At 47.2% G+C, this 20,914-nt stretch carries 20 protein-coding genes; 14 read left to right on the top strand and 6 right to left on the bottom strand.

Translation table 11 applies throughout. From position 1 onward, the window contains the following. Positions 1-48 precede the first annotated feature (48 nt). On the top strand, positions 49-558 hold the full coding sequence (locus AC0MA3_RS02885) for a GNAT family N-acetyltransferase (protein ID WP_379152010.1): 510 nt from the start codon (positions 49-51) through the stop codon (positions 556-558). 38 nt (positions 559-596) lie between these two features. Here the strand turns inward: AC0MA3_RS02885 and AC0MA3_RS02880 are convergent, their stop codons facing one another. Beyond that, the gene (locus AC0MA3_RS02880) at positions 597-995 is read right to left on the bottom strand and encodes a hypothetical protein (RefSeq protein WP_474655099.1); all 399 of its coding nucleotides are present in this window, start codon (positions 993-995) and stop codon (positions 597-599) included. A gap of 556 nt (positions 996-1,551) precedes the next feature. On the opposite strand from AC0MA3_RS02880, the gene AC0MA3_RS02875 reads away from it, so the two are divergent. After that, positions 1,552-1,950, top strand: a complete 399-nt coding sequence (locus tag AC0MA3_RS02875) for a RidA family protein (protein ID WP_474655098.1) — start codon at positions 1,552-1,554, stop codon at positions 1,948-1,950. 203 nt (positions 1,951-2,153) lie between these two features. Here the strand turns inward: AC0MA3_RS02875 and AC0MA3_RS02870 are convergent, their stop codons facing one another. Further along, positions 2,154-3,392, bottom strand: a complete 1,239-nt coding sequence (locus AC0MA3_RS02870; RefSeq protein WP_474655097.1) for an MDR family MFS transporter — start codon at positions 3,390-3,392, stop codon at positions 2,154-2,156. A 149-nt stretch (positions 3,393-3,541) separates the two neighbouring features. On the opposite strand from AC0MA3_RS02870, the gene AC0MA3_RS02865 reads away from it, so the two are divergent. Together AC0MA3_RS02865 and AC0MA3_RS02860 are read left to right on the top strand one after the other, a co-directional pair. Further along, the gene (locus AC0MA3_RS02865) at positions 3,542-5,395 is read left to right on the top strand and encodes an ABC transporter substrate-binding protein (protein ID WP_474655096.1); all 1,854 of its coding nucleotides are present in this window, start codon (positions 3,542-3,544) and stop codon (positions 5,393-5,395) included. Positions 5,396-5,592: 197 nt separating this feature from the next. Then, a complete protein-coding gene (locus AC0MA3_RS02860) occupies positions 5,593-6,588 on the top strand; it encodes a cation diffusion facilitator family transporter (RefSeq protein ID WP_474655095.1) in 996 nt (331 codons plus the stop codon). 88 nt (positions 6,589-6,676) lie between these two features. Here the strand turns inward: AC0MA3_RS02860 and AC0MA3_RS02855 are convergent, their stop codons facing one another. Further along, positions 6,677-6,844, bottom strand: a complete 168-nt coding sequence (locus AC0MA3_RS02855; RefSeq protein WP_474655094.1) for a hypothetical protein — start codon at positions 6,842-6,844, stop codon at positions 6,677-6,679. Between the two features lie 455 nt (positions 6,845-7,299). On the opposite strand from AC0MA3_RS02855, the gene AC0MA3_RS02850 reads away from it, so the two are divergent. Both AC0MA3_RS02850 and AC0MA3_RS02845 read left to right on the top strand, forming a co-directional pair. After that, positions 7,300-8,520, top strand: a complete 1,221-nt coding sequence (locus AC0MA3_RS02850; RefSeq protein WP_474655093.1) for an aminotransferase class I/II-fold pyridoxal phosphate-dependent enzyme — start codon at positions 7,300-7,302, stop codon at positions 8,518-8,520. A 776-nt stretch (positions 8,521-9,296) separates the two neighbouring features. Next, positions 9,297-9,650 (top strand): hypothetical protein, encoded by a 354-nt coding sequence (locus tag AC0MA3_RS02845; RefSeq protein WP_474655092.1) that lies wholly within the window; start codon positions 9,297-9,299, stop codon positions 9,648-9,650. Between the two features lie 107 nt (positions 9,651-9,757). On the opposite strand, the gene AC0MA3_RS02840 is transcribed toward AC0MA3_RS02845, so the two are convergent. After that, the gene (locus tag AC0MA3_RS02840) at positions 9,758-10,708 is read right to left on the bottom strand and encodes an alpha/beta hydrolase (protein ID WP_474655091.1); all 951 of its coding nucleotides are present in this window, start codon (positions 10,706-10,708) and stop codon (positions 9,758-9,760) included. Between the two features lie 198 nt (positions 10,709-10,906). After that, positions 10,907-12,217 (bottom strand): amino acid permease, encoded by a 1,311-nt coding sequence (locus AC0MA3_RS02835; protein ID WP_474655170.1) that lies wholly within the window; start codon positions 12,215-12,217, stop codon positions 10,907-10,909. A 135-nt stretch (positions 12,218-12,352) separates the two neighbouring features. Between AC0MA3_RS02835 and AC0MA3_RS02830 the strand changes: the two genes are divergently transcribed. Then, a complete protein-coding gene (locus AC0MA3_RS02830; RefSeq protein WP_379152048.1) occupies positions 12,353-13,312 on the top strand; it encodes a LysR family transcriptional regulator in 960 nt (319 codons plus the stop codon). Between the two features lie 35 nt (positions 13,313-13,347). Continuing rightward, positions 13,348-14,262, top strand: coding sequence for a tyrosine-type recombinase/integrase (locus AC0MA3_RS02825; protein WP_379152051.1), 915 nt, complete (start codon positions 13,348-13,350; stop codon positions 14,260-14,262). Between the two features lie 199 nt (positions 14,263-14,461). On the opposite strand, the gene AC0MA3_RS02820 is transcribed toward AC0MA3_RS02825, so the two are convergent. After that, complete coding sequence (locus AC0MA3_RS02820) at positions 14,462-15,388, bottom strand: L-lactate dehydrogenase (protein WP_379152055.1); 927 nt, start codon at positions 15,386-15,388, stop codon at positions 14,462-14,464. A 258-nt stretch (positions 15,389-15,646) separates the two neighbouring features. On the opposite strand from AC0MA3_RS02820, the gene AC0MA3_RS02815 reads away from it, so the two are divergent. The 6 genes from AC0MA3_RS02815 to AC0MA3_RS02790 all read left to right on the top strand — a co-directional run bounded on the left by AC0MA3_RS02815 (position 15,647) and on the right by AC0MA3_RS02790 (position 20,772). Beyond that, a complete protein-coding gene (locus AC0MA3_RS02815; RefSeq protein WP_379152058.1) occupies positions 15,647-17,032 on the top strand; it encodes an amino acid permease in 1,386 nt (461 codons plus the stop codon). Positions 17,033-17,056: 24 nt separating this feature from the next. Further along, positions 17,057-18,346 (top strand): VPS10 domain-containing protein, encoded by a 1,290-nt coding sequence (locus AC0MA3_RS02810; protein WP_379152061.1) that lies wholly within the window; start codon positions 17,057-17,059, stop codon positions 18,344-18,346. Positions 18,347-18,580: 234 nt separating this feature from the next. Then, on the top strand, positions 18,581-18,757 hold the full coding sequence (locus tag AC0MA3_RS02805; RefSeq protein WP_379152064.1) for a hypothetical protein: 177 nt from the start codon (positions 18,581-18,583) through the stop codon (positions 18,755-18,757). Positions 18,758-18,971: 214 nt separating this feature from the next. After that, positions 18,972-19,364, top strand: a complete 393-nt coding sequence (locus tag AC0MA3_RS02800) for a DUF2500 domain-containing protein (protein WP_379154115.1) — start codon at positions 18,972-18,974, stop codon at positions 19,362-19,364. Between the two features lie 114 nt (positions 19,365-19,478). Further along, complete coding sequence (locus tag AC0MA3_RS02795) at positions 19,479-20,234, top strand: SDR family NAD(P)-dependent oxidoreductase (RefSeq protein WP_379152067.1); 756 nt, start codon at positions 19,479-19,481, stop codon at positions 20,232-20,234. A 115-nt stretch (positions 20,235-20,349) separates the two neighbouring features. After that, positions 20,350-20,772: a cell wall hydrolase gene (locus tag AC0MA3_RS02790; protein ID WP_474655090.1), complete on the top strand. Its 423-nt coding sequence runs from the start codon at positions 20,350-20,352 to the stop codon at positions 20,770-20,772. Positions 20,773-20,914: the final 142 nt, after the last annotated feature.

The following is a 20,914-nucleotide window of genomic DNA, read 5'->3' as shown; positions in this document are numbered from 1 at the left end:
AACAAAGTTATAGAATGTGTAATAAAAGTGAATCTCAGAGGTGACATCATGGAACTTGGAATCGAACTGGTTCCCAAAGAGCAGCGCCACACGATCAGCAGTCTGATGCAGTATTATCTATATGACTTTACCCGTTATCTGGAGCTTGATGTAGACCGTGATGGGACTTTCCCCTCCTATCCCGGACTTGAGGCTTACTGGAATAGCGGAAATAATAAATTCGCCTATTTGTTCACGGTGGACGATAAAATTGCCGGATTTGCGCTCGTGGACAGGCTTCTCCGCAGTTCGGAGGGACAATTTTACATGACAGAGTTTTTTGTAATGCAAAGATACCGCCGCAGCGGGGTAGGTACTTGGGCAGCACATAGGTTATTCGATATGTTCCCCGGCGACTGGAAGGTATCGCAGATTCGCGCAAATACACCCGCCCGCAATTTCTGGCACCGGGTCATTGGTTCGTATACAGGCGGTGAATTCAAAGAACGCTTCAATCCGAAGCAGGGGAACCCTAGTCAATATTTCAGCACATTAAGTATTAATCGGGTTAATAAATGATCTAGAGCAGAAACAAACCTGAAGTGACCAGATTAAGGTTAGGGCTCTTCAGGTTTTGTTTCGTCTATCCCATTTGGAGATACAGGGGTAACCCATACTTTATACACTAGGCCTTCGTTGGTATAGTCATAATTGGTGTACACCAGAAATTGAGAGTTTGAAATGGTATTCCGCCAAATTTTTTCATACACAAGAACATGGGCCAGCATCCAATTTGTTGTTATATAACCATGGTAAAGATATCCGATCTCGTTGTAAGGACCACTCATTATCCATTCATGGGCTTCACGATAGCTGTCGACATTCATAGTGTCTGTGTACCAGACTATATTTGAGGGTTCTTTCTTATGACGTGAGTGGGGGAGACTGGATATATTGGGAAGCGGCTTGCTTATAAATTCCACATAAGATTCATCCGCTTTGTCGTCATCCTTCAAGAGGGACCCTCCTTACCGTTATTTTCCTTATTGTAGCAAAAAAGCCGTCTCAAAGTTAGGGAAATCGCGGAATTCAGATTGTTTATATCACAAAGTTAACATAACTAAAAATACGTTAACAAGAATAGGACTGAGATCGCCAAAGCAGGCACGATACTTTTCGGTATCTATTATCCTTATTTCAACATATGAAAAATTCACAATAGAAAATCAAAACCACCACTCCTCCCAGCTCACAACATCTGAAGACACCATTTCAATGTTCCTGTGTTACTAAAATCCAGAGAAAGGGTGGATGCTTATCTGAAAATATATTAATGAGCAGCTCGTATCGCTAAGGACGATTTATATCTAAAAAAAGTCGGGATCTTATAAAAGATACATAATTAAAGTTATGTTAACTATTACTGAAATCATCCGGAATTGACTAGTATTTCTTTACAAATGTTAAGACGGGCAGGCTATTTGAAAGCGTTTTTATTTTAGTCTATAATTTTTATTAATCATTCACTTTTACGTTAAAGGAGAATTCTTTTAGAAGGCGAGGTAAGTAAAGATGGAAGAGACCAAAATATCTAGAAAAAACCCGGTAGGATTATATCATCCCGTAGGGAACTACTCGCATATAACCAAAATTCCAAGAAACTCAGAGTTGTATGTGACTTCCGGTCAAATCGGCGCGGATCTAGAGGGGAAGATTCCCGATAGTCTTGACGAGCAAATTAAGAATACTTTTGAGAATATCAAAAAATTGTTAAGTTCAGAAGAGTTATTACCAGAACACATAATCAAAGTAAATATATGGGCAACCCAAAAATTTGATTGGAATTACTTATATGAAGAATGGGAGAAATTATTTGGTAATGATTATCCCGCAATGACGATTGGCTATATTTCTGAATTAGGATTGCCCGAGATAAAAATAGAAATCGAAGTATGGGCCTCTAAAGTGTAATTTAGGTACCTCAACCCCTATATAATATGTTTCGTTGATATGTACGTTTGATTAACTTACAAATCATCGGAGCCAAAAGATCAGAACAAGAAGAAACGTCACCTTATTACGTGGTGGCGTTTTTTTGTACGTTATAAGTGGGGACTTAGGTTCTATCAGCGCAGGAAGCGGAATTTTGTTGAGGGGAGATATTCTTCCTGTAACTACGCGCTTTGCGAGCTGATTTCGGCATTCATGCGCTCTCTTGCATTCAATCTTTTGTGTGCGGTAATGAGGAAGGGGAGCCCCAGTGCTGTGCTTAAGGCCAGTGGAACAAATACTGCAGGGCCATTCGTGGCACCAAATTGGTCAAGCAGAAGACCACCCAGGATAGGGGCCATTACGTTTCCCAGATTATTGAAGCCAATTGTACCGAAATAGGTGCCTTTCCATTCAGGTTTGGCAATCCGGTCGATCAGCATATCCATCATGGTAAAGAGTAGAACCTCGCCAATCGTGAACAATACCACGCTGAACATTAAGAGCGCTACTCCGCTGGCAAACCCGAACAGGAGCATGCTCAGCGCTACACACAGATTCCCCAGAATTAAAGGAATAAGCGGCGGGAATTTACTGGTTGTACGGACGATCGGGTATTGAACTACCAATACGGTGATTGCGTTAAGCGACAGCATGTAAGAAAAGATCTTACTACCGTTCGAGAAATGAGTATCAACCGCCAGGTACTGGGCCAGCGTGGAACTGAAATGCCCATACCCCAGTACACAAAAAATGGTTCCCACTAGCACCGGCAGGAATACCCGGTCCCGGGTGGTGACGGACAGCGCTTCACGCAGCTGTGGAGCGCGTGCTTCTGAACGGACGGGCAGACTGGCCCGATGGACCGAGAATTGCATAAACAGTACAATCCCGTAAGCAACATAGACAATTCCTGCTATCACAAACGGGAAGGTAGACTTGGCAGACCCCAGCTGCAAACCGATAATCGGGCCGAATACAACGCCCAAATTGATCGCTGCATACCGAAGATTGAAGACCAACAGTTTTTGATCCGGAGCTGTGATATCCGAGAGCAGCGCACGAGAGGTTGGTTCAAATACGGCACGGCACAGACCATTCAGCGTATTCACCAGGAAGAAAACCCAGATAACCTGAGCGGATGAGAAACCAAAAAAGACAAAGGCCCAGCCGAATACTGAGACTAACATGACGATTTTGCGCCCAAAGATATCCGATATGTAGCCGCCATAGAAGCTGATCAACACACCGGCTAAAGAGCTGACAGCCACCGTTATACCGGTCTGCGAATGCGATGCACCGAGAACCTGGGTTAAGTAGATCGATAAGAATGGGATACTCATCGAGGTCACGAGGCGCCCGAACATCGTGCCGATAATAATGGTCCATGCCAGGGGATGGATGTGGCGCAAATGTTGTTTCATGTGAACGTGGATCTCCTATTCTAATTGCGGAATTTGATCAAGCCACAAATGACGTTGACTATAATCTTATGTATAATTGTATAGATAAAAGGGGGAAATAAAAGTGTAAGCTTTACACCCTCTCTTTCACCTTTAAAGGAGAAATTATTATGGACAGCAACGTTGTACATTTCCTGCGGCTGGCCTCAGCCTTGAATACACCCTTCAAACTTCAAGAACCCATACCAGTAACAATAGAACTGCTTGCTTTAGAACTGTGCTGTACTGAACGCAATGTGAAATTCATCTTGCGCAAGCTGGAAGAGAAGGGGTATATTCAGTGGCAGCCAGGAAGGGGGCGGGGGCATAAGTCCGGACTGGCTTTTATACGAAATGTGGAAGAGATATTGGAGGAGCACCTTCAGGAGCTGATTGGGAAGGGTAAAATCAAACAGGGTATTGAGCTGATTGGTCAACCCGAGGTCCACGGTGCTCTTCAGGAGCGACTGCTATCGTTATTAAATAAGCAAATGGGCTACCGCAGCGAGGCGGAATCCATCACAGGGCTTGATATTCTGCGCATTACCCGTAACCGGCGTATGGAAAAGCTGGAACCGGCCTCGGTCAATAAAGCCTTCGAATCGTATCTGATCGAACAGATCTGCAGTACGCTCGTAACCTATGATGCGAAGACAAACAGCTTCTTACCTGGACTTGCCCATATGTGGGAGAGCAACCGGGAGCATACCAGCTATATTTTTTATCTGCGTAAAGGTGTGCGCTTTCATCATGGAAGACTCCTGACCTCTAGAGATGTGAAAGAAACGCTGCAGCGGCTGACAGATCTGCAAAGTCCGGTTTTGTGGCATTACCGAGATATTGAAAAGATAGAGCTTCAAGGGGATCACCGTATTCGCATCGATCTGGCAAGGCCTAATCTGTTCTTTCTTCATCTGTTCAGCTGTGTGCATATGTCTATTCTTCCTTATGATGTGGATTTCACGCTTGAACCGGTAGGAACTGGACCTTACCGACTGCTGGATTACAATGAAAATGTGCTGGTTCTGGCAGCGTTTGATGATTATTATGCCATTCGTCCACTACTAGACCGGGTTGAAATCTGGTATGTACCGAATCTAGGCTATAGTGACCGTTCGTATCAATTACCGGATGCAGAGCTGGATGAGGTGGAGCCGGAGGGATGTGCCAAGCACAGTATTGATTATCCGGCTCTGGGCTGCAGATATATTATGATGAACTTTCGTAAGGAAGGAAGACAGCATCACCCATTATTTCGACAGGTGTTGAAGATGCTGTACCACCCGGAAGCGCTGATAAGTGAATTGGGAGAATACCGCATCACACCAGCAGATAGCTTTCTGCCCTGGAGAAGCCGCCTTAAAGTTTGGAATGAGCCTAGCCTTGAGGAAGCGGAGGAACTGTTGCGCTCCAGCGGTTACGAGGGAGAAGAGATCGCACTTGCCTTTGCAAGTAGAAGAACAGAAGAGTGTGAAGAAGCAGAATGGCTGAAGCAACGCGGGGCAAGAATCGGCATGAACATACGGCTGGCTCCTTATACGGATTTTAAGATAGAAGAGATTCAGCAACAGGCAGACCTGCTATTGTCAGAGGAGGTATTGGAAGACGACTGGCAATGGGGGATGATGAACTATTTCGTTAATCCGTCCAATCACTTTACATCCATGCTTATGCCACAGCAGCTAGAGGAGATTGCCGAGCAGCTAAAAGGATTTGCCGGAATGCCGGATGAAGGCAGAAGTCTTCTGCTGGAACGAACAGAGGGATTTATTCGTGAGAATTGCTGGATACTATACGGCTGCCATGTGAACAAAAGAGCACAGCTTAATCAGAACCTCTTTGGGCTGCATACCGGATCCTTTGGTTTTCTTGACATCTCCAGGTTATGGATCAAAACAGGGTTTGCAGACAGAGTGGAAGGAGCTGGCTTGCCAGCTACCGCTAATCTGTCCACAACCGGGAATAGGCAGAATCCAGATGTTTGACGGTTAGATGCATGAAGCGATGTTTATCTATTTGTCAGTATTCGATGGGACCCAATGCGGATGAAGCTAAGAGTGATAGAACCAGGCTTCAAAGGGTTAAATACTTACATGGACCCACTGCAATGGCTAATCGGAGCCTCTTTTGACGGGGACGCCACGATACAGACAGTATAGAACCGAAGGAGGCATACATCGTTATGGCGGAAACCAGAGAAACACTTGGAAGTCTGATCAAAAAAGGCAACAAATCCTCAGGCTCGGCAGCAATCGGCAATACTTGTATTGCAGTGATCAAGGGCATCGCATTTGCCCTAACCGGCAGTGGTTCGATGTTCGCCACCATGATGCATTCGATCGCGGATGCAGTGAATCAGATGTTTGTATTTACGGGGAGTGTGCTTGCTGAGAAAAAACCAACGCGCCGCTTTCCAGATGGCTTCGGCCGTGTAATTAATTTGTTCTGCATGGTGGCAGTGATTGTCGTGACCATTATGGCTTATGAAACACTACTTGAGGGCTTTCATTTGTTAAAGCATCCTGCGGCCGACACCAAAGGTTATTGGATCAATGTAGTCGTACTGCTTCTCTCTATCGCTGCAGACGGATTTGTCTGGGTGAAGGCGATGAATGAAGTACTGCACGAATCCAGAGTCGAAGCGAAAGGGATGAAGAAGTTCACAGCATCCATCAAAAATGTAAAAAGAGCCGCACCGCCAACCCGTCTCGTATTTTATGAAGATCTGGTGGCGACAAGCGGCGGAGCACTGGCAATGATTGCCGTTCTGGTGACCGCTTTTACCAACTTCAAAATGCTTGACGGCGTGTCCAGTATTTTGATTGCTTTTATGATGATCGGGGTGGCCTTCCGCGTAGGATATGACAATATGGTTGGACTGATCGGTGTGGCAGCACCTCCAGAGATCGAAGACCGGGTGGCCCGTATCATCTTCGACGATCCGCAAGTCACAGATATTTACCAGATGCGTATTCTGCAGGAGGGGCGTTACTATCATGTGGAGGGGTTAATTGAACTGCAGAAGGGAATGACCCTTGCCGATGCAGATGATATCAAATTTAAGGTTAAGGACAAGCTGATGGCCGATCCGCATATTTCAGATGTGACACTCGGAATTCTGGAGGATAACGGTATCCGCAATTGGGAGCCGCAGCAAGAATTGCAGGATTTCACTTAACTGTGACAACAAAGGGGAGTACCGTACAAAACGGTGCTCCCTTAACTATGAGTGCTATACACAGCCTGCATTAAGTGGGGCTAAGCGGTTAAACCGCCTGCTTACCATCACACTTTTTGCAGACATCCAGCTTGCTGCCGTCGGCACTTTTGCCGATATAGAGCAGTTTAATCCGTGTGCTTCCACAGATTGGACAGGTTCCTCTGCTGCGGGACGGCACCCGCCAGAGTGCTTTGCCGCGTTTATTCTTGGACATCAGGTTTCCCACCTTCACTCGTAATACCCTATCCTATGCCTGTCCTGGCAAGACTAGTACTTTTCACATTGACATACCAGTTATTACTCTGTTCCTCCTCGTAGATAAAAATCTCCTCAACGGACAGGTTGAAATAACGGACGATCCATTTTGTTGAGGAAGTTGTTGAGCGCACCGCATATTTAAATGGTTCGTCATTTTGGTCAAAGAGCAGCTCATATCGGCCTTAAAAAACAGCGTATAACATAAATTATACGCTGTTTTGGATGAGATCGATTATAGATGGGAAATAAGACACTTGTACGTCTCAAAACCGATAAGTAAATATACATAAAATAATATATATGTTTATTAATAACAACTTCTTGCATCTACAGAGTTTCTTCAAAATTTTACAAAATCAACTTCTGCTTCACCATGCTATAATAATTCAAAAAACAAGTAGGTGGACTCTTTTGACATTTAGTAATTCCAGACGAAGCTGGAGATCGGACAAACTGTCCGGGCTGGGCTCCTCGATTTTTGCGGAAGTAGCAGTATGGAAAGAGGAGGCGGCAAAATCCGGACTAGATGTGATCGACCTTGGAATCGGTAGTCCCGATCAGGCGCCTGCTTTACAAATACGTCAGGTTCTAAGTGAAGCAGCGCTCAGGGAGGATAGCTATTCTTATCCATCATCCAGGGGAAGTGAAGCATTCCGCAGGCAGGCAGCAGCTTGGATGGAAGCACGGTTTGGTGTAACGGTGAATCCGGATGATGAAATCGTGTCTCTCATGGGCTCACAGGATGGATTGGCACATTTGGCGCTGGCTGTCTGCAATCCGGGAGATCTGGCGATAATACCTGATCCGGGGTATCCTATTTATTCCGGTTCACTCGCGATAGCCGGTGTGACAGCCTGGACACTGCCGCTGCTGGAGAAGAACGCCTTCATTCCTGATTTGGACAGCATTCCGGATGAGGTGTGGCATAAGGCTGTTTTTATTCTGCTCAGCTTTCCCGGCAATCCTATAGCTGCTACGGTGGATCTTGCGTATATGGAGAAATTAATTCAACTGGCACGCAAATGGAAAGTTCTTGTTATACATGACCTGGCCTATTCGGAAATGGGATTTGATGGATATAAACCTGTTAGCATTTTGCAGGTGCCGGGTGCACACGATACTTCGGTTGAATTCCATTCCTTCTCAAAAAGCTTCAACATGGCCGGCTGCCGGATTGGCTTCATGACCGGTAATCGCGAGGCGGTTGGGGCGCTTAGAGAACTTAAGAGCAATGTGGATTATGGTGTATTCGATCCTATCCAGGAAGCAGCGGTAGCCGCGCTTGAGCTAGCGATGAAAGCCGGGGAGAATGAGGGAGTTGCACCATTGTATGAACGGCGCCGGGACGTATTAATTACCGCATTGGCTCAGGAGGGCTGGGTGGTACCGAAGCCTAAAGCAACCATGTTCGTCTGGGCGCCACTGCCTGCTGAGTACCTGATAACCGGACAAGCAGGAGCTTCACGTGTATTTGCCCGTAATCTTCTTCTGCAAACAGGTGTAGCTGTCATACCTGGTGATGCCTTTGGAGCACAGGGGGAAGGTTTTGTCAGAATTGCCCTTGTAGAAGAGGAGGGGCGGCTTCTGGATGCTGCCAGCAGAATAGGGGAGTTTTTGCGAGCGAACAGTTAACTTTGAGGAGTCATTAATGCCAATCTTTTGGAAATGCTACTGCAATGATGTTGAATGGAGTCGGGATCAGCGCTATTCCGTTGACGATGGCGATTTTGCCGAAATAAGGTAGGGTGGATTTGGCCATCCCCATATGGGTTCCAACAGACACGTTTAAATAGAATATTACCATATTTATTATTATGTAAACTATAATTCCCCATTTACTTATTTTAGTAAGTTATCATTGTTCCGAGTGTTAAAGATCAAACGTATGCGACACCAAACAACCTGTTATGAATGGAGTATCCTATTACTCCGCTTCAAACACACTTTATGCAAAAGATAATGCTACCGGCCATATTCGTTGGATTTATTAATCCGGGGAGTATCCGAACGCCCCATAGAGATTGGCGGGCAAGCCCTCCTGATGAACGGAGAAAATCTATTTTGCTAATGAGAGCGGGGGCGACACGGCCTACCACCCCGTTCTCCACAATATATGAAGGCTTCTAAAATTGGCTGGCAGGCCCTACTGGCGAAATGGCATTCTTTCGAAAAGTTCCCCAAATGTTGATACCGGAGTGTTATCGGAGGGAGTATGCTTAGTAAATTAACTTTTGCATAAAATTATAGGGTAGAGAAGCAAGAGTCCTTTGCTTTGCAAGACCTAGTTGATAAAAAGTTAATATCACGCCATATAAGTAAACATAACAAAAAATATGTTAACATTAAAATTCAATTCCGTGTTATTGGGGTAATTAAGGTACAACTACAGTCAGCATGGGAGGTACATTATGGGATTTAACCTTGGAGGTTTAGGAAATATAGAGGATGTGATCAATAAAGTGAAAGAGGGGGGCGTTGGCGACCTGCTGCAGAATCTTCCGCTGGATCAGCTACCGCTGAATCAGATCTTAGAAAAACTGCCGCTGGACCAGCTGCTATCCAATCCGTTCCTGGAGAAATTCACTCCCTTCGAGTCTATTAAGGATTTTCTACAAAGTGGGGGATTCAGTGTTTCCACAACAGAAGACCTGAAGTCATTGCCTCAGGATCAGCTCAATGAGCATGTTAGGAAGACCACATCCTTCGGATCGCTCAAGGACATGCTGGTAAAAGCAGCAGAGTTCTATGCACAGCGCAAGTAATAGGTGGGATATAGACAGTAAAATATATAGTCTCCTCAACAAACAGGCCTGCACTGGAGAATATCCATGGCAGGCCTGTTTGCTGTTATATTAGATGAAGAAAATGCTCAACTGCGAAGCCAACTGGTAGCCAGCAGCAATGCTCCTTTTTTAGCGTTGGTCTCAGCCAAGGCATTCAACATTACAAAGTCATGAATAATTCCCTGGAAACGGACCGCGGTTACGGAGACACCTGCTTCACGCAGTTTATTAGCGTAGGCTTCGCCTTCATCACGGAGAACATCGGCTTCACCGGTTATAATCAGTGCTTCTGGCAGTCCGCTTAGCTGCTCCAGGCTCGCCCGAAGCGGTGAAGCGGTGATCTGGGCACGTTCTTCTTCACTGGTAGTATATTGGTCCCAGAACCATTTCATCCCGGTCCGCTGCAGGAAATAGCCCTCAGCAAAGAGATGATAGGATTCGGTATCAAAAGAAGCATCTGTAACAGGGTAGAACAACAGCTGCTTGGATATCGTTGGGCCGCCCCGTTCTTTGGCCATCAGAGTGATGGCAGCTGTCATATTTCCACCAACACTATCGCCTGCAACGGTTAATTTATTGGAATCAAGGCCATATTCCGATCCATGATCGGCAATCCATGTCAGTACCGTATAAATCTCTTCAATGGCCGTGGGGTATTTGGCTTCCGGAGAGAGACTGTATTCAGGGAATACGACTGCTGCTCCTGCACCGGTCGACAGTTCCCGTATAAGCCGGTCATGGGTATGGCTGTTGCCGAAGACCCAACCCGCACCATGAATATACAGAATGACTGGCAGTGTTTCACGCGAAGTGTTCACCGGGCGGAGAATCCGCACCCGAACTTCACCGCTAGGGCCGCCGGGCACTGTAAGATCCTGAAGATCTGCTTCCGGTTTGTAAATTTCACTGGATTGTACGGTGTTCACCGTTTCGCGTCCTTTTTCAGGTCCCAGATCAGGCAGAAATGGAGGTTCGGAATTGTCATCAGCAAATTTCCGTGCTGCAGCTTCGAGAATGATTTTATTATCTTTTGGCATGGTCAATCGTCTCCTTCTATCCCATTTTGGGCAGTCTTCTTTCATTGGATACCCATATTTCCCTTAGCTGAAACGACATTGCAGGACGGATTTATCAAGCTCACATAATAAACAACAGGCCGCAGCGACCTTGGTGACAAGGACGGATGCGGCCTGTTTGTTATGTTGGAAGGTATGCTAAACACTTATCACTGATGATTAAAGTGCTTTTTGCTTAACTTCTTCTTGATCTCCGGACAGTGGTTCCAGATGTGTATTTCTGTAGCCCGTTATGGTATAGACAATCAGGAAGAAGAGGGCAGTAATCACCAGCGGATAACCAATCGCCCACCCGATAAAAGGAAAGACAGCCGCAGTTGCGGCAAATGAAATCCAACTGATAACTACACCCGTCCGCTTGCCTTTCAGGAGACGGATTCCCGCTGCGCAGCCCCCGATATACGTCAAAATGAAGGTGGCATTAGGAAACTGAATCAATGTCGTAATCGATAGCAGGCCACTGCCGTAGAGAAATAGAACAGTGGCAAAGCATAACAGCAGGAAACCAATGGCCCCGGTTGGTGTCTGGAACCTCTCTGACAAACCACCCATCCATTTAGGTGCATAACCTTGCCGGGACAACGCATACGCTACGCGTGAAGCGGCTCCGGTATACGCGATAATAGTCGCTGTGCAGATGAAGAGTCCGGTCAGACCGGCGATGAATCCACCCCAGGAGCCAAGCGGCTGGCTGATAATCCAGACGAGCGAAGAATCCGCTCCCCCCCGCAGATAGCTCTGGGTACCGACAGTGGCGAGTGCGGACAGGAAGTACAGTACTCCTACTATAATAGCAGCTATAGTGACGCCTTTAACCGCAGCACGCTCTGGATCCTTGAATTCCTCAGACAGATGCGATACGGCTTCCCAACCGATAAAGCACCAGAACAATATGGCTGCCGCCTGGCCGACGCTCATCCAGCCATGCGGAGCGAAAGGTGTGAAGTGGACACGTTCTAACCGGGGAAGTGCGGCAGCAAATGAAAATACTAAAACGGAGACGATGGCAATAACCACGGCGATCTGTACTTTCCCGGCTACTTGCATTCCAATCCAGTTCGTAATCAGTCCAATCCCCAGCATGGCTGCTGCCATAGCGATTCTGGCATTGTCTCCCCAGCCCATAGCTGCTGACATATATCCGGCTCCGGTTAAGGCAGCGACAGGTCCTCCTATCGGGACTGACATCAGGAAGAACCAGCCAACCAGTGCGCCCGCCTTTGGGCCAAAAGCCAGAGTGACAAAGTGAGAGACTCCCCCCGCATTCGGGAATTTGGCGGATAGCAGACCCATGGACAGGGCTAAGGGAAGGATCAATAACGTCATAAATCCCCAAGCGAGCAGAGATGCAGGCCCAGCCATTTCCGCAGCAAGGCCAGGTACAATAAGAACTCCTGAACCCAGCACGGCTCCAATGTAAAGAGCGATGGCCTGCGGCATTCCAATATTGCGTTGCAAAGTTTCTTTCATAATGATCATGGCCCGCTTTCCTTGTATTTATGTATAGAGTATCAGATAATAGATCCATTGGAAAAACGGAATTATTAGATAACATCCATTCGAAAAACCGATGGATACAGTTCAAAGCTGAAGGAGGTGGTCTCCATGGAATCACGTCATCTGTTTACATTTCTTATCGTAGTCGAAACCGGGAGCTTTACGCGTGCCGCCCAGAAGCTGGATTATGCGCAGTCCAGCATTACTGCCCAGATCCAGGCGCTGGAAACAGAGCTGGGCCAGCCGCTGTTTGATCGTATCAGTAAAAAGATTATGCTCACGGATGCAGGACGCCGCCTGCTCCCCTATGCCCAGGAGATCTCCCGGATGCATACGATGGCTGAGGTGGCGCTGCGTTCGGAGACCGAGCTGACCGGAGCCCTCCGGATCGGCGCCCCTGAATCTTTGGCTGCTTTTCGGCTGCCGGGCATTATTAAAGAATTCCGCGGAAGATATCCACAGGTGCAGATCACACTGAAACCTGGCGCCTGCTGGGAACTCACTGAATTTGTCCGCTCCGGGGAATTGGATCTGGTGTTTTTACTGCAGCCCGAGAAGGAGTACAAGGATATCCATATCGAGACGCTTATTCAGGAGACTATGACGCTGGTTGCCCCCCTTGGCCATCCGCTCCTGGATCTGGATGAGGTGCTGCCGCTTCATCTGAAAGATGTAACTATTCTGCACACTGAAACCGGATGTACCTACCGCACCTTGTTCGAACGTCATTTGAATAGCCATGGCGTGTTCCCCGATCCGAAGCTGGAATTCTGGAGCATTGAAGCGATTAAGCAATGTGTGATGGCCGGGCTCGGCATTTCTTTTTTACCTCTGATTACGGTTCAAAATGAGCTGGCTGAAGGCAAGCTGGCACGTCTTCATTGGAATGACGAATCTCAGCGGGTAGCTACCCAAACTGCTTACCACAACAAAAAGTGGAAGTCACCGGCTCTTGCGGAATTCCTGTCCATTGTAAATAATCATGCAGCCGGATGGAGAACCGGAGCAGCTGATCCTGATAAATCACACTTATTATCTACATCATTTCGTGATGCCAATCCATGGTAGAATCGATTGCTAAGAACACGGGAGGGAACCGAGACATGAACTACTCAGAGCCTGACTATGAGGAAGAGCTGGATGCTTTTGTAATCTGGATGAAGGATGCCGGATTTACCCCATATACACAGAAGTCCTATCTTGCCGATGTGCGTGAGTTTTTGGCCAGTCTTAACGGCAAAAGTCTGGAGACTGTCAAGAAGCTTCATATCGTATCCTATCTAACCTCGGTCCGTGAACGGGGAGTCAGTGATACAACACGTAACCGCAAGCATGCATCCGTTAACTGCCTGTTCAAGGCGATGATGGAGCTTGAGCTGCTGAGTGCGAATCCTGCTGCGGGCATCAAGAAATCCAAAACCGAAAAAAACCGCGAACCTGTCTATCTGGAGGAGCATGAACTGCAGCGGTTTTTGTCTGCCGTTACAGGGAAATACAAAAGCCGTAACCTGGCGGTTTTTCTGCTTATGTCTTATATGGGACTGCGGGTAGGTGAGGTTCATACCCTGAATCAAAGTGACTATAATGCAGAACGCCTTACACTTAGAGTATTCGGAAAGGGACGCAAATGGCGTAATATTCCTGTGCCTGGAGAACTGGCCCCTTATTTGGAGCAAGCCCTTGCTGATCGGCTTGAACCTTGGCGCAGTAAAGAGGATGCTATGTTCATTTCGCAAAAAGGGCGCAGACTCTCGATTCGCGGGATTCAGGGCATTGCTGCGGATACCTTTGGACGTTTCCAGAATGAAATCCCTGCGGCCCACCGCAGACCTTACTCCAGCCACAAGCTGCGCCACTCCTTCGCCACTATGCTGCTGCGTAAAGGGGCTGATTTGCGGACGGTTCAGGAGCTACTGGGCCACTCATCTATTCAGACTACCACGGTATATACACATATCACGAACCGGGAGAAGGAAGAAGCGATGTCCAGACTGCAGATCAGCATGCCGCAATCATAGCGGTGCTGCTAAAGACAAGGACCTATTTCATTGGCAGATATGACTATTCATGTTATATTTACGGGTATCAGAAACTCCGTCCTTTCAATATTGGGGGTTATTCTCCATGACCGGAAGGACGGTTTCTTTTGTTTTCCGCAAAAAAAGACTATCTCCCCCTGTCGGAAGGAGGAAATAGTCCGGAATTAGAGCGTGCAGCTTATAGTTCCAGCTTTGAGATTTCACTTTTCAGCTTCTCACCGGATTTCTGGAAAAGGGCTTTCTCATCTTCACTAAGCGGCAGATCGAGTACTTCACGTACACCGGAGCGGTCAACCACACATGGGGCACCCAGGAATACATCCGAGACTCCATTATAGTTGTTCAGCAATGTGGAGACGTTCAACACAGCACCTTCGTTGTGCAGAATGGCGACGACGATCCGATCCAGCGCCAGTGCGATCGCATACGAGGTTGAGCCCTTGGCATCTATGATCTCATATGCGGCATTTTTTGTGTCTTCAAAAATATCCTGTCGTTCGGCTTCGTCAAACCCGAGATCAATCCCGGCAACGTTAGCCAGACTCCATACGGGCAACTCGGAATCCCCATGCTCACCGATGATTTGTCCGTGAATGCTGCGCGGGTCGATTTCTTTATGAAGGCCAATCAGGTACCGGAATCTTGCACTGTCGAGCACTGTACCGGAGCCGATGACTCGTCTGCGGTCAAAACCACTGATCTTCAGGGTGGCGTAAGCCAGGATATCCACTGGATTCGTTGCGATCAGCAGAATGGCATGCTGGTTGTATTTTGTGATTTTCTGGATAATATCTTTGAAAATCGAGATATTTTTGCGCAGGAGATCAATCCGCGTTTCACCTGGCTTTTGGGAGGCGCCAGCAGTCACGATAATGATATCTGCTTCACGGCAATCTTCATAAGTTCCTGCCCAGAGCTTCACGCCACCGACAAAAGGCATGCCGTGATTCATATCCAGCGCCTCACCAAGGGCTTTCTGATGATTAACGTCAATAAGAACCAATTCCTGCATGCGTCTGCGCAGCAACAATGTGTAGGCCGTTGTGGTACCAACAGCACCAGTGCCGATCACTACGACACGATTTGGTTTGAATGGGGGGGCCATTGCTACATCTCCTCCTGAAGTTTTGAATTTTTTGTGTCCAATCTTATCCATCATAAGCGCTAAGGTTAGTGTTTTCAAGCGGTCTGCTTTTAATCCATTACCCGAAAAAGGGCAAACTAACATGAATATTGGAATAACGGAGACAGTAAGAGTTAGTATTTCCACGTTTTTTGTATTTATCGGTGTTATCTGGGCTTTAGCTTGTCCGTTTCTTTATAGCAAGACCTATGTATATAGAAGACAGGGGAGAATGAACGAATGGATTTATTCCGTAAGAAACCTTTGAGCGCTCCGGTGACCGCCGAAGGAGACAGGCTCAGCAAGACATTAGGCGCTCTGGATTTAACCTTACTTGGGGTGGGAGCAATTATTGGTACAGGTATATTTGTAATGACCGGAGTGGCAGCAGCGGAACACGCTGGGCCCGCTCTAGTGCTATCTTTTGTGCTGGCAGGTATTGCCTGTGTACTGTCGGCTTTATGTTATTCGGAGTTTGCATCCACGATTCCGGTATCCGGCAGTGCCTATGCCTACAGCTATGTGGCTTTTGGTGAACTCTTAGCCTGGATTCTGGGTTGGGATTTGGTGCTCGAGTATGGCGTTGCAGCGGCAGCGGTGGGCAGCGGATGGTCCGGATATTTCCAGGGTCTCCTTGACGGCTTTGGCCTGCATTTGCCCACTGCGCTCTCCGGGGCTTATAATGCGGACAAAGGAACCTTTATCAACTTACCTGCAATTATTATTATTTTGCTGATCTCCTTCCTGCTGACCAGGGGGGTGAAGGAAACCGCCCGTTTTAATGCGATAATGGTCGTAATTAAGCTGTCGGTAGTTATTTTATTTATTGTTACCGGCGTTTTCTATGTGAAACCAGATAATTGGACTCCCTTTATGCCCTATGGATTCCATGGAGTAGTCAATGGTGCTGCCACCGTATTTTTTGCCTATATCGGCTTCGATGCCTTATCTACAGCTGCAGAAGAAGTAAAACGTCCACAGCGGGATCTGCCGATCGGGATCATCTCTTCTCTGGCGATCTGTACAGTGCTCTATATCGTAGTATCGCTCGTACTTACCGGGATCGTTCCTTACCAAAGCCTGAATGTCAGTGATCCGGTATCCTTTGCGCTCCGTTTTGTGAACCAGGATATGATTGCCGGGCTGATCTCAGTGGGGGCTATTGCCGGAATGACTACGGTTCTGCTTGTGCTGTTGTATGGCCAGACCCGCCTGATGTTCGCGATTTCTCGGGACGGACTGCTGCCACAGACCTTGTCCAGGATCAGTCCTAAGACGCACACCCCTGTACGCAGCACATGGATGGTGGGTGGTATTATTGCTGTGGTCACTGGTTTTGTCCCGCTGGACCGATTGGCTAACCTAACCAGCATTGGCACACTTTTCGCCTTTCTTGTTGTTTCACTGGGTGTTATCGCACTCCGGTATACTCATCCGACTCTGAAAAGAGGATTTAAAGTCCCATGGGTTCCTCTTGTCCCTTTGCTTAGTGCGGCAGCCTGCGGATATTTGATGTATAATTTAGGCAGAGATACCTGGGCCGGGTTCCTGATATGGCTGGTCATTGGATTAATGATCTATGCATTATACGGTTACAAGAGAAGTGCGCTGAATCATAACAAATAATAAATGAAGGAAGAGGAGAGAGCATTGTCATTTAAGATTACAGGTTTCAAGGCTCTAAGAGCTGTAATTACGGTGCTCCTGGCCTTGCTTATACTGTCTGCCTGCTCTTCTCCTTCTCCGGAGCCTTCCCAGCCCCCGCAGCCGACGGAAGCGCCGGAAGAGGGGCAGACCATTACCTTAATTACACCAGATGCCCAAAACATCGACAACGAAAGCAGTCCAAAATATCAGATCCAGACCCGTCTGACAGATTTCAGGCTGCTGAATGATACGATTGGACTAGCCTGGGGCGTAACCAAAAATGAGCTGCGGATGTACATGACGATGGATAACGGCAAGACCTGGAGCAACATCTCGCCCTCTTCGAATGTCCAGTTTTTGTCCAACCCTGTCTATGGCAGGGACATATTCTTCACAGATCCCAGCAATGGATGGATCATCCGTAGCGCGTCAGGGCATTCGGAAACAGTGGTACTCCGCACAACAGATGGAGGAAGCAGCTGGAAAATATCCTCTTTTCCTGATGCCAATGCGATAACTTCAATCTACTTTAATTCCCCTGAACACGGATGGTTGATGACCTCCTGGGATGCCAAAGCCACCAAAGAGAGCAAAGCGCTGTATGCTACCGAAGATGGGGGAGCGACATGGAACCTGGTTATGCAGAACGAGCAATATAATCCTAACTTGCCAAATAATACAATCCCTATATCAGGGGTGATCACTGGGATGGTGTTCAAAGATTTTGAACATGGATTTGTAAGTTTGCAGACTGGTGCGCTTCCCAAAATCTATATAACCAAAGACGGTGCGGCAACATGGATACAGGGTCCGGAATTCCTCGTTAATGAAGAGTTACGCGGCTGTGACCGGGTAATAACAGGGGAGCCTGTTTTTTTTGACAAGGCCAGCCTGAATGGGTGGATGTCTGTAGGTTGCCAAACGGACAAAGAAGGCAGCATTACCTACAATGGTTATTTCACTGCCAACGGGGGCGGGAACTGGAAATTTGTGACCTTTGGACTGGGTGCGCAAAAGGGCGTCAACCGTCATATTCCTCCTGCCTTTTTGAATTCTCAGCTCGGCTGGACTCTGAAGAAGGATGTGCTGTATAAGACAACGAATCAGGGCAAAATCTGGACGGCACTTCCTGCCAGCGGTGTGCTGCAATCGAAGCTAGCCGAATATCCGGAGATTGTGAAGCTGCAGTTCGTGTCTTCTGAGGTGGGATGGCTGCTGATAGAGAAAAAAGAAGACCGCAAATCTATCCTCCTGCAGACTACGAATGGAGGGTTAAGCTGGCGGGTAATGTAAATTCATATCATGAATACGAGAGTGTCTATCAAACCAATTGTGGCTTGATCAGGCACTTTTTTTATTGCATGGATTTCAATTATGAAAAAATAAAGCATCAAAAATCTTATTTAAAATTTTCTTTAAAAATGTGAAAAAAATCACATGACAAACAAAGAATACTGTGATATATTTAACACATAGAGAACAAGTTCATTTTTTCACAAACTTTCATCCCGAATAGGAGAGATTAAAATGAAAACTTTCGAAACGGATTATGTAACCAGAAACCTTCTGCAACTGTGCTACAACTGTGATGATGCTCACCTTTGTGAAACCGAAGAACAATGCAGAGCTTGCTGGGCAGACAGCGGAATGCTTCCTGAAGAAACAGATGAAACTAAGCAATTATTGGATCTCGTACACGCGTAATCGAGGCTGCCGGATCAACGTTAATGAAGACCACTTTTAAGCTCTGGGAAGATAGAGCGGAGTGGTCTTTTTGACATATTTGTAACTACAGATCACACGAAATAATGTTTTTGTAATGCTTTATGGAATAGCTGGGGCATATACATGTACAGAAGCGCCTGCATCCGAGCAAGAGCAGGACAACATGGGGAATAAGGGGGATTAAGTCATGGGAATGGGCCCGGATCCATCTTGGATGTTTGATCTTACGGGGACGGTAATACCGATCTTTCTTGCTGTAGTGATTGGCATTGTCGCTGTTTCTGCAGGCAGGGGGCTGTTTGTGTGGAGCCGCAACAACAGCTCGCCCCTATTGACCATCCCCGCCCGTATCGTCAGCAAACGCAGTGAAGTCCGGCAGCAGCAGCTACAGGATGACACCAATAACAGCCGCACGAGTACTATCTACTATTTAACCTATGAGCTGGAGAATGGAGCGCGGATGGAATTCAAAGTAGACGGCAACGAATATGGTATGAGTGCGGAGGGTGACAGGGGAATTCTGACTTATCAAGGTACAAGGTACCAAGGATTTCAGCGGCAGCCCCGATACTCCACAGCGGAATAGAGCATTGTACTCAACATATTGGCGCAGAGCAGAACTTCCCCTTGTTTCCGATTTGAGGAACAAGGGGATATTTGTATTATGAGAAATCTGATTACATAGGGGAGTGGATTGAATATGAAATATCTTAACAGAACAGTCATAGTAACCGGTGCAGGTCATGGGATTGGAAAAGCTATCGCCAAGGCCTATGCAGCCGAAGGTGCAAATGTAGTGATTGCTGAGCTGGATGATTACACTGGGCGTAAGGTAGAGAAGGAGATTCGTCAAGCAGGCGATTCAGCCGTATTTTTCGCCTGCGATGTCAGCAAGGAAGAACAAATCATCGCAATGACAGCTTTTACTGTCCAATCCTACGGAACAGTGGATATATTGATCAATAATGCAGGTATTGCGAACCCGCATACACAGCCATTATACGAATTATCTGCAGAGAACTGGGATCTGGTGATGAACACCAATGCCCGCAGTGTATTTATCGCTTCCCGTGAAGCTGCGAAGATCATGAGGATGAATCCTGAAGGAGGGGCGATAGTCAATCTTTCTTCGACGCGGGCACTGATGTCCGAGCCCAATACTGAAGCATATACAGCTTCAAAAGGTGCTATCTCTGCGCTGACGCATGCTATGGCGATCACACTTGGAGGAGATGGAATCACGGTTAACTGCATCTGTCCGGGCTGGATTGAAACAGGCGATTACGAAGAGCTGAGAGAAATTGATCATCTTCAGCATCCATCCGGAAGAGTAGGCCGGCCAGAGGATATCGCCAGGGCCTGCCTGTATCTGACTTCAGCCGATAATCATTTTGTCACAGGCGCTCAGCTGGTGATTGACGGTGGCATGACACGAAAAATGATCTACGAGCCATAATTAGAATATTCAGAAAAATGGACGGGCGGTAATCGGTGCTAACTGTCACCTCTTGGGCGAATGCACATACAATACAGCGAGCAGTTGAGAAAGTGTAGGCTAAGGAGGAGAAAGTGTGGCCGTAATTAAAGCAAACTCGGAGGATGTAAAAGTGCTTGCACGGTTGATGCGGGCAGAAGCCGAGGGGGATGGCGAGTCGGGCATGCTGATGGTTGGCAATGTAGGTGTCAACCGGATACTGGGTAACTGTCTTGATTTCAAAAACATCCGCAATGTTAACGACATGGTCTTCCAAAGCCCTGGCGGCTTCGAAGCACCACAGAAGGGATATTTTTACCAGCGTGCCAGGGAATCCGATATCCGCCTCGCCAGACGTGCCATCGCAGGAGAACGAACCAGGCCGGCGTCAAATGCGCTCTGGTTCTTCCGACCCGTAGGTGACTGTCCTGCGACCTGGTACAATCAGCAGAATACCGGTCGTTACAAAGCACATTGCTTCTTCACCCCCACCAGTGAGGATTGTCCTGCAGTATATTAGAGCGTTCGGGTTCAGCGGATGCGGAGCCAACCGGAAGTCCGGTGCTTCGCTTCCGCAGCTCAGAAGCAGTTCTAATTCTCTCAGAACGAGCTACAACTTACTTTAGACTGGCCGAATCAGCCTGCACACCAACAATAATTAG

This window comes from Paenibacillus sp. LS-5 (genome assembly GCF_056121505.1).
This window is presented reverse-complemented; position numbering and strand designations above follow the sequence as displayed.

Bases quoted from the DNA above. Each gene is read 5' to 3' on its own strand.
- AC0MA3_RS02815 (WP_379152058.1), top strand. From the start codon at position 15,647: ATGGATTTATTCCGTAAGAAACCTTTGAGCGCTCCGGTGACCGCCGAA.
- AC0MA3_RS02830 (WP_379152048.1), top strand. From the start codon at position 12,353: ATGGAATCACGTCATCTGTTTACATTTCTTATCGTAGTCGAAACCGGG.
- AC0MA3_RS02805 (WP_379152064.1), top strand. From the start codon at position 18,581: ATGAAAACTTTCGAAACGGATTATGTAACCAGAAACCTTCTGCAACTG.
- AC0MA3_RS02840 (WP_474655091.1), bottom strand. From the start codon at position 10,708: ATGCCAAAAGATAATAAAATCATTCTCGAAGCTGCAGCACGGAAATTT.
- AC0MA3_RS02885 (WP_379152010.1), top strand. From the start codon at position 49: ATGGAACTTGGAATCGAACTGGTTCCCAAAGAGCAGCGCCACACGATC.
- AC0MA3_RS02820 (WP_379152055.1), bottom strand. From the start codon at position 15,388: ATGGCCCCCCCATTCAAACCAAATCGTGTCGTAGTGATCGGCACTGGT.
- AC0MA3_RS02795 (WP_379152067.1), top strand. From the start codon at position 19,479: ATGAAATATCTTAACAGAACAGTCATAGTAACCGGTGCAGGTCATGGG.
- AC0MA3_RS02875 (WP_474655098.1), top strand. From the start codon at position 1,552: ATGGAAGAGACCAAAATATCTAGAAAAAACCCGGTAGGATTATATCAT.
- AC0MA3_RS02860 (WP_474655095.1), top strand. From the start codon at position 5,593: ATGGCGGAAACCAGAGAAACACTTGGAAGTCTGATCAAAAAAGGCAAC.
- AC0MA3_RS02800 (WP_379154115.1), top strand. From the start codon at position 18,972: ATGGGCCCGGATCCATCTTGGATGTTTGATCTTACGGGGACGGTAATA.
- AC0MA3_RS02835 (WP_474655170.1), bottom strand. From the start codon at position 12,217: ATGAAAGAAACTTTGCAACGCAATATTGGAATGCCGCAGGCCATCGCT.
- AC0MA3_RS02845 (WP_474655092.1), top strand. From the start codon at position 9,297: ATGGGATTTAACCTTGGAGGTTTAGGAAATATAGAGGATGTGATCAAT.
- AC0MA3_RS02855 (WP_474655094.1), bottom strand. From the start codon at position 6,844: ATGTCCAAGAATAAACGCGGCAAAGCACTCTGGCGGGTGCCGTCCCGC.
- AC0MA3_RS02870 (WP_474655097.1), bottom strand. From the start codon at position 3,392: ATGAAACAACATTTGCGCCACATCCATCCCCTGGCATGGACCATTATT.
- AC0MA3_RS02825 (WP_379152051.1), top strand. From the start codon at position 13,348: ATGAACTACTCAGAGCCTGACTATGAGGAAGAGCTGGATGCTTTTGTA.
- AC0MA3_RS02865 (WP_474655096.1), top strand. From the start codon at position 3,542: ATGGACAGCAACGTTGTACATTTCCTGCGGCTGGCCTCAGCCTTGAAT.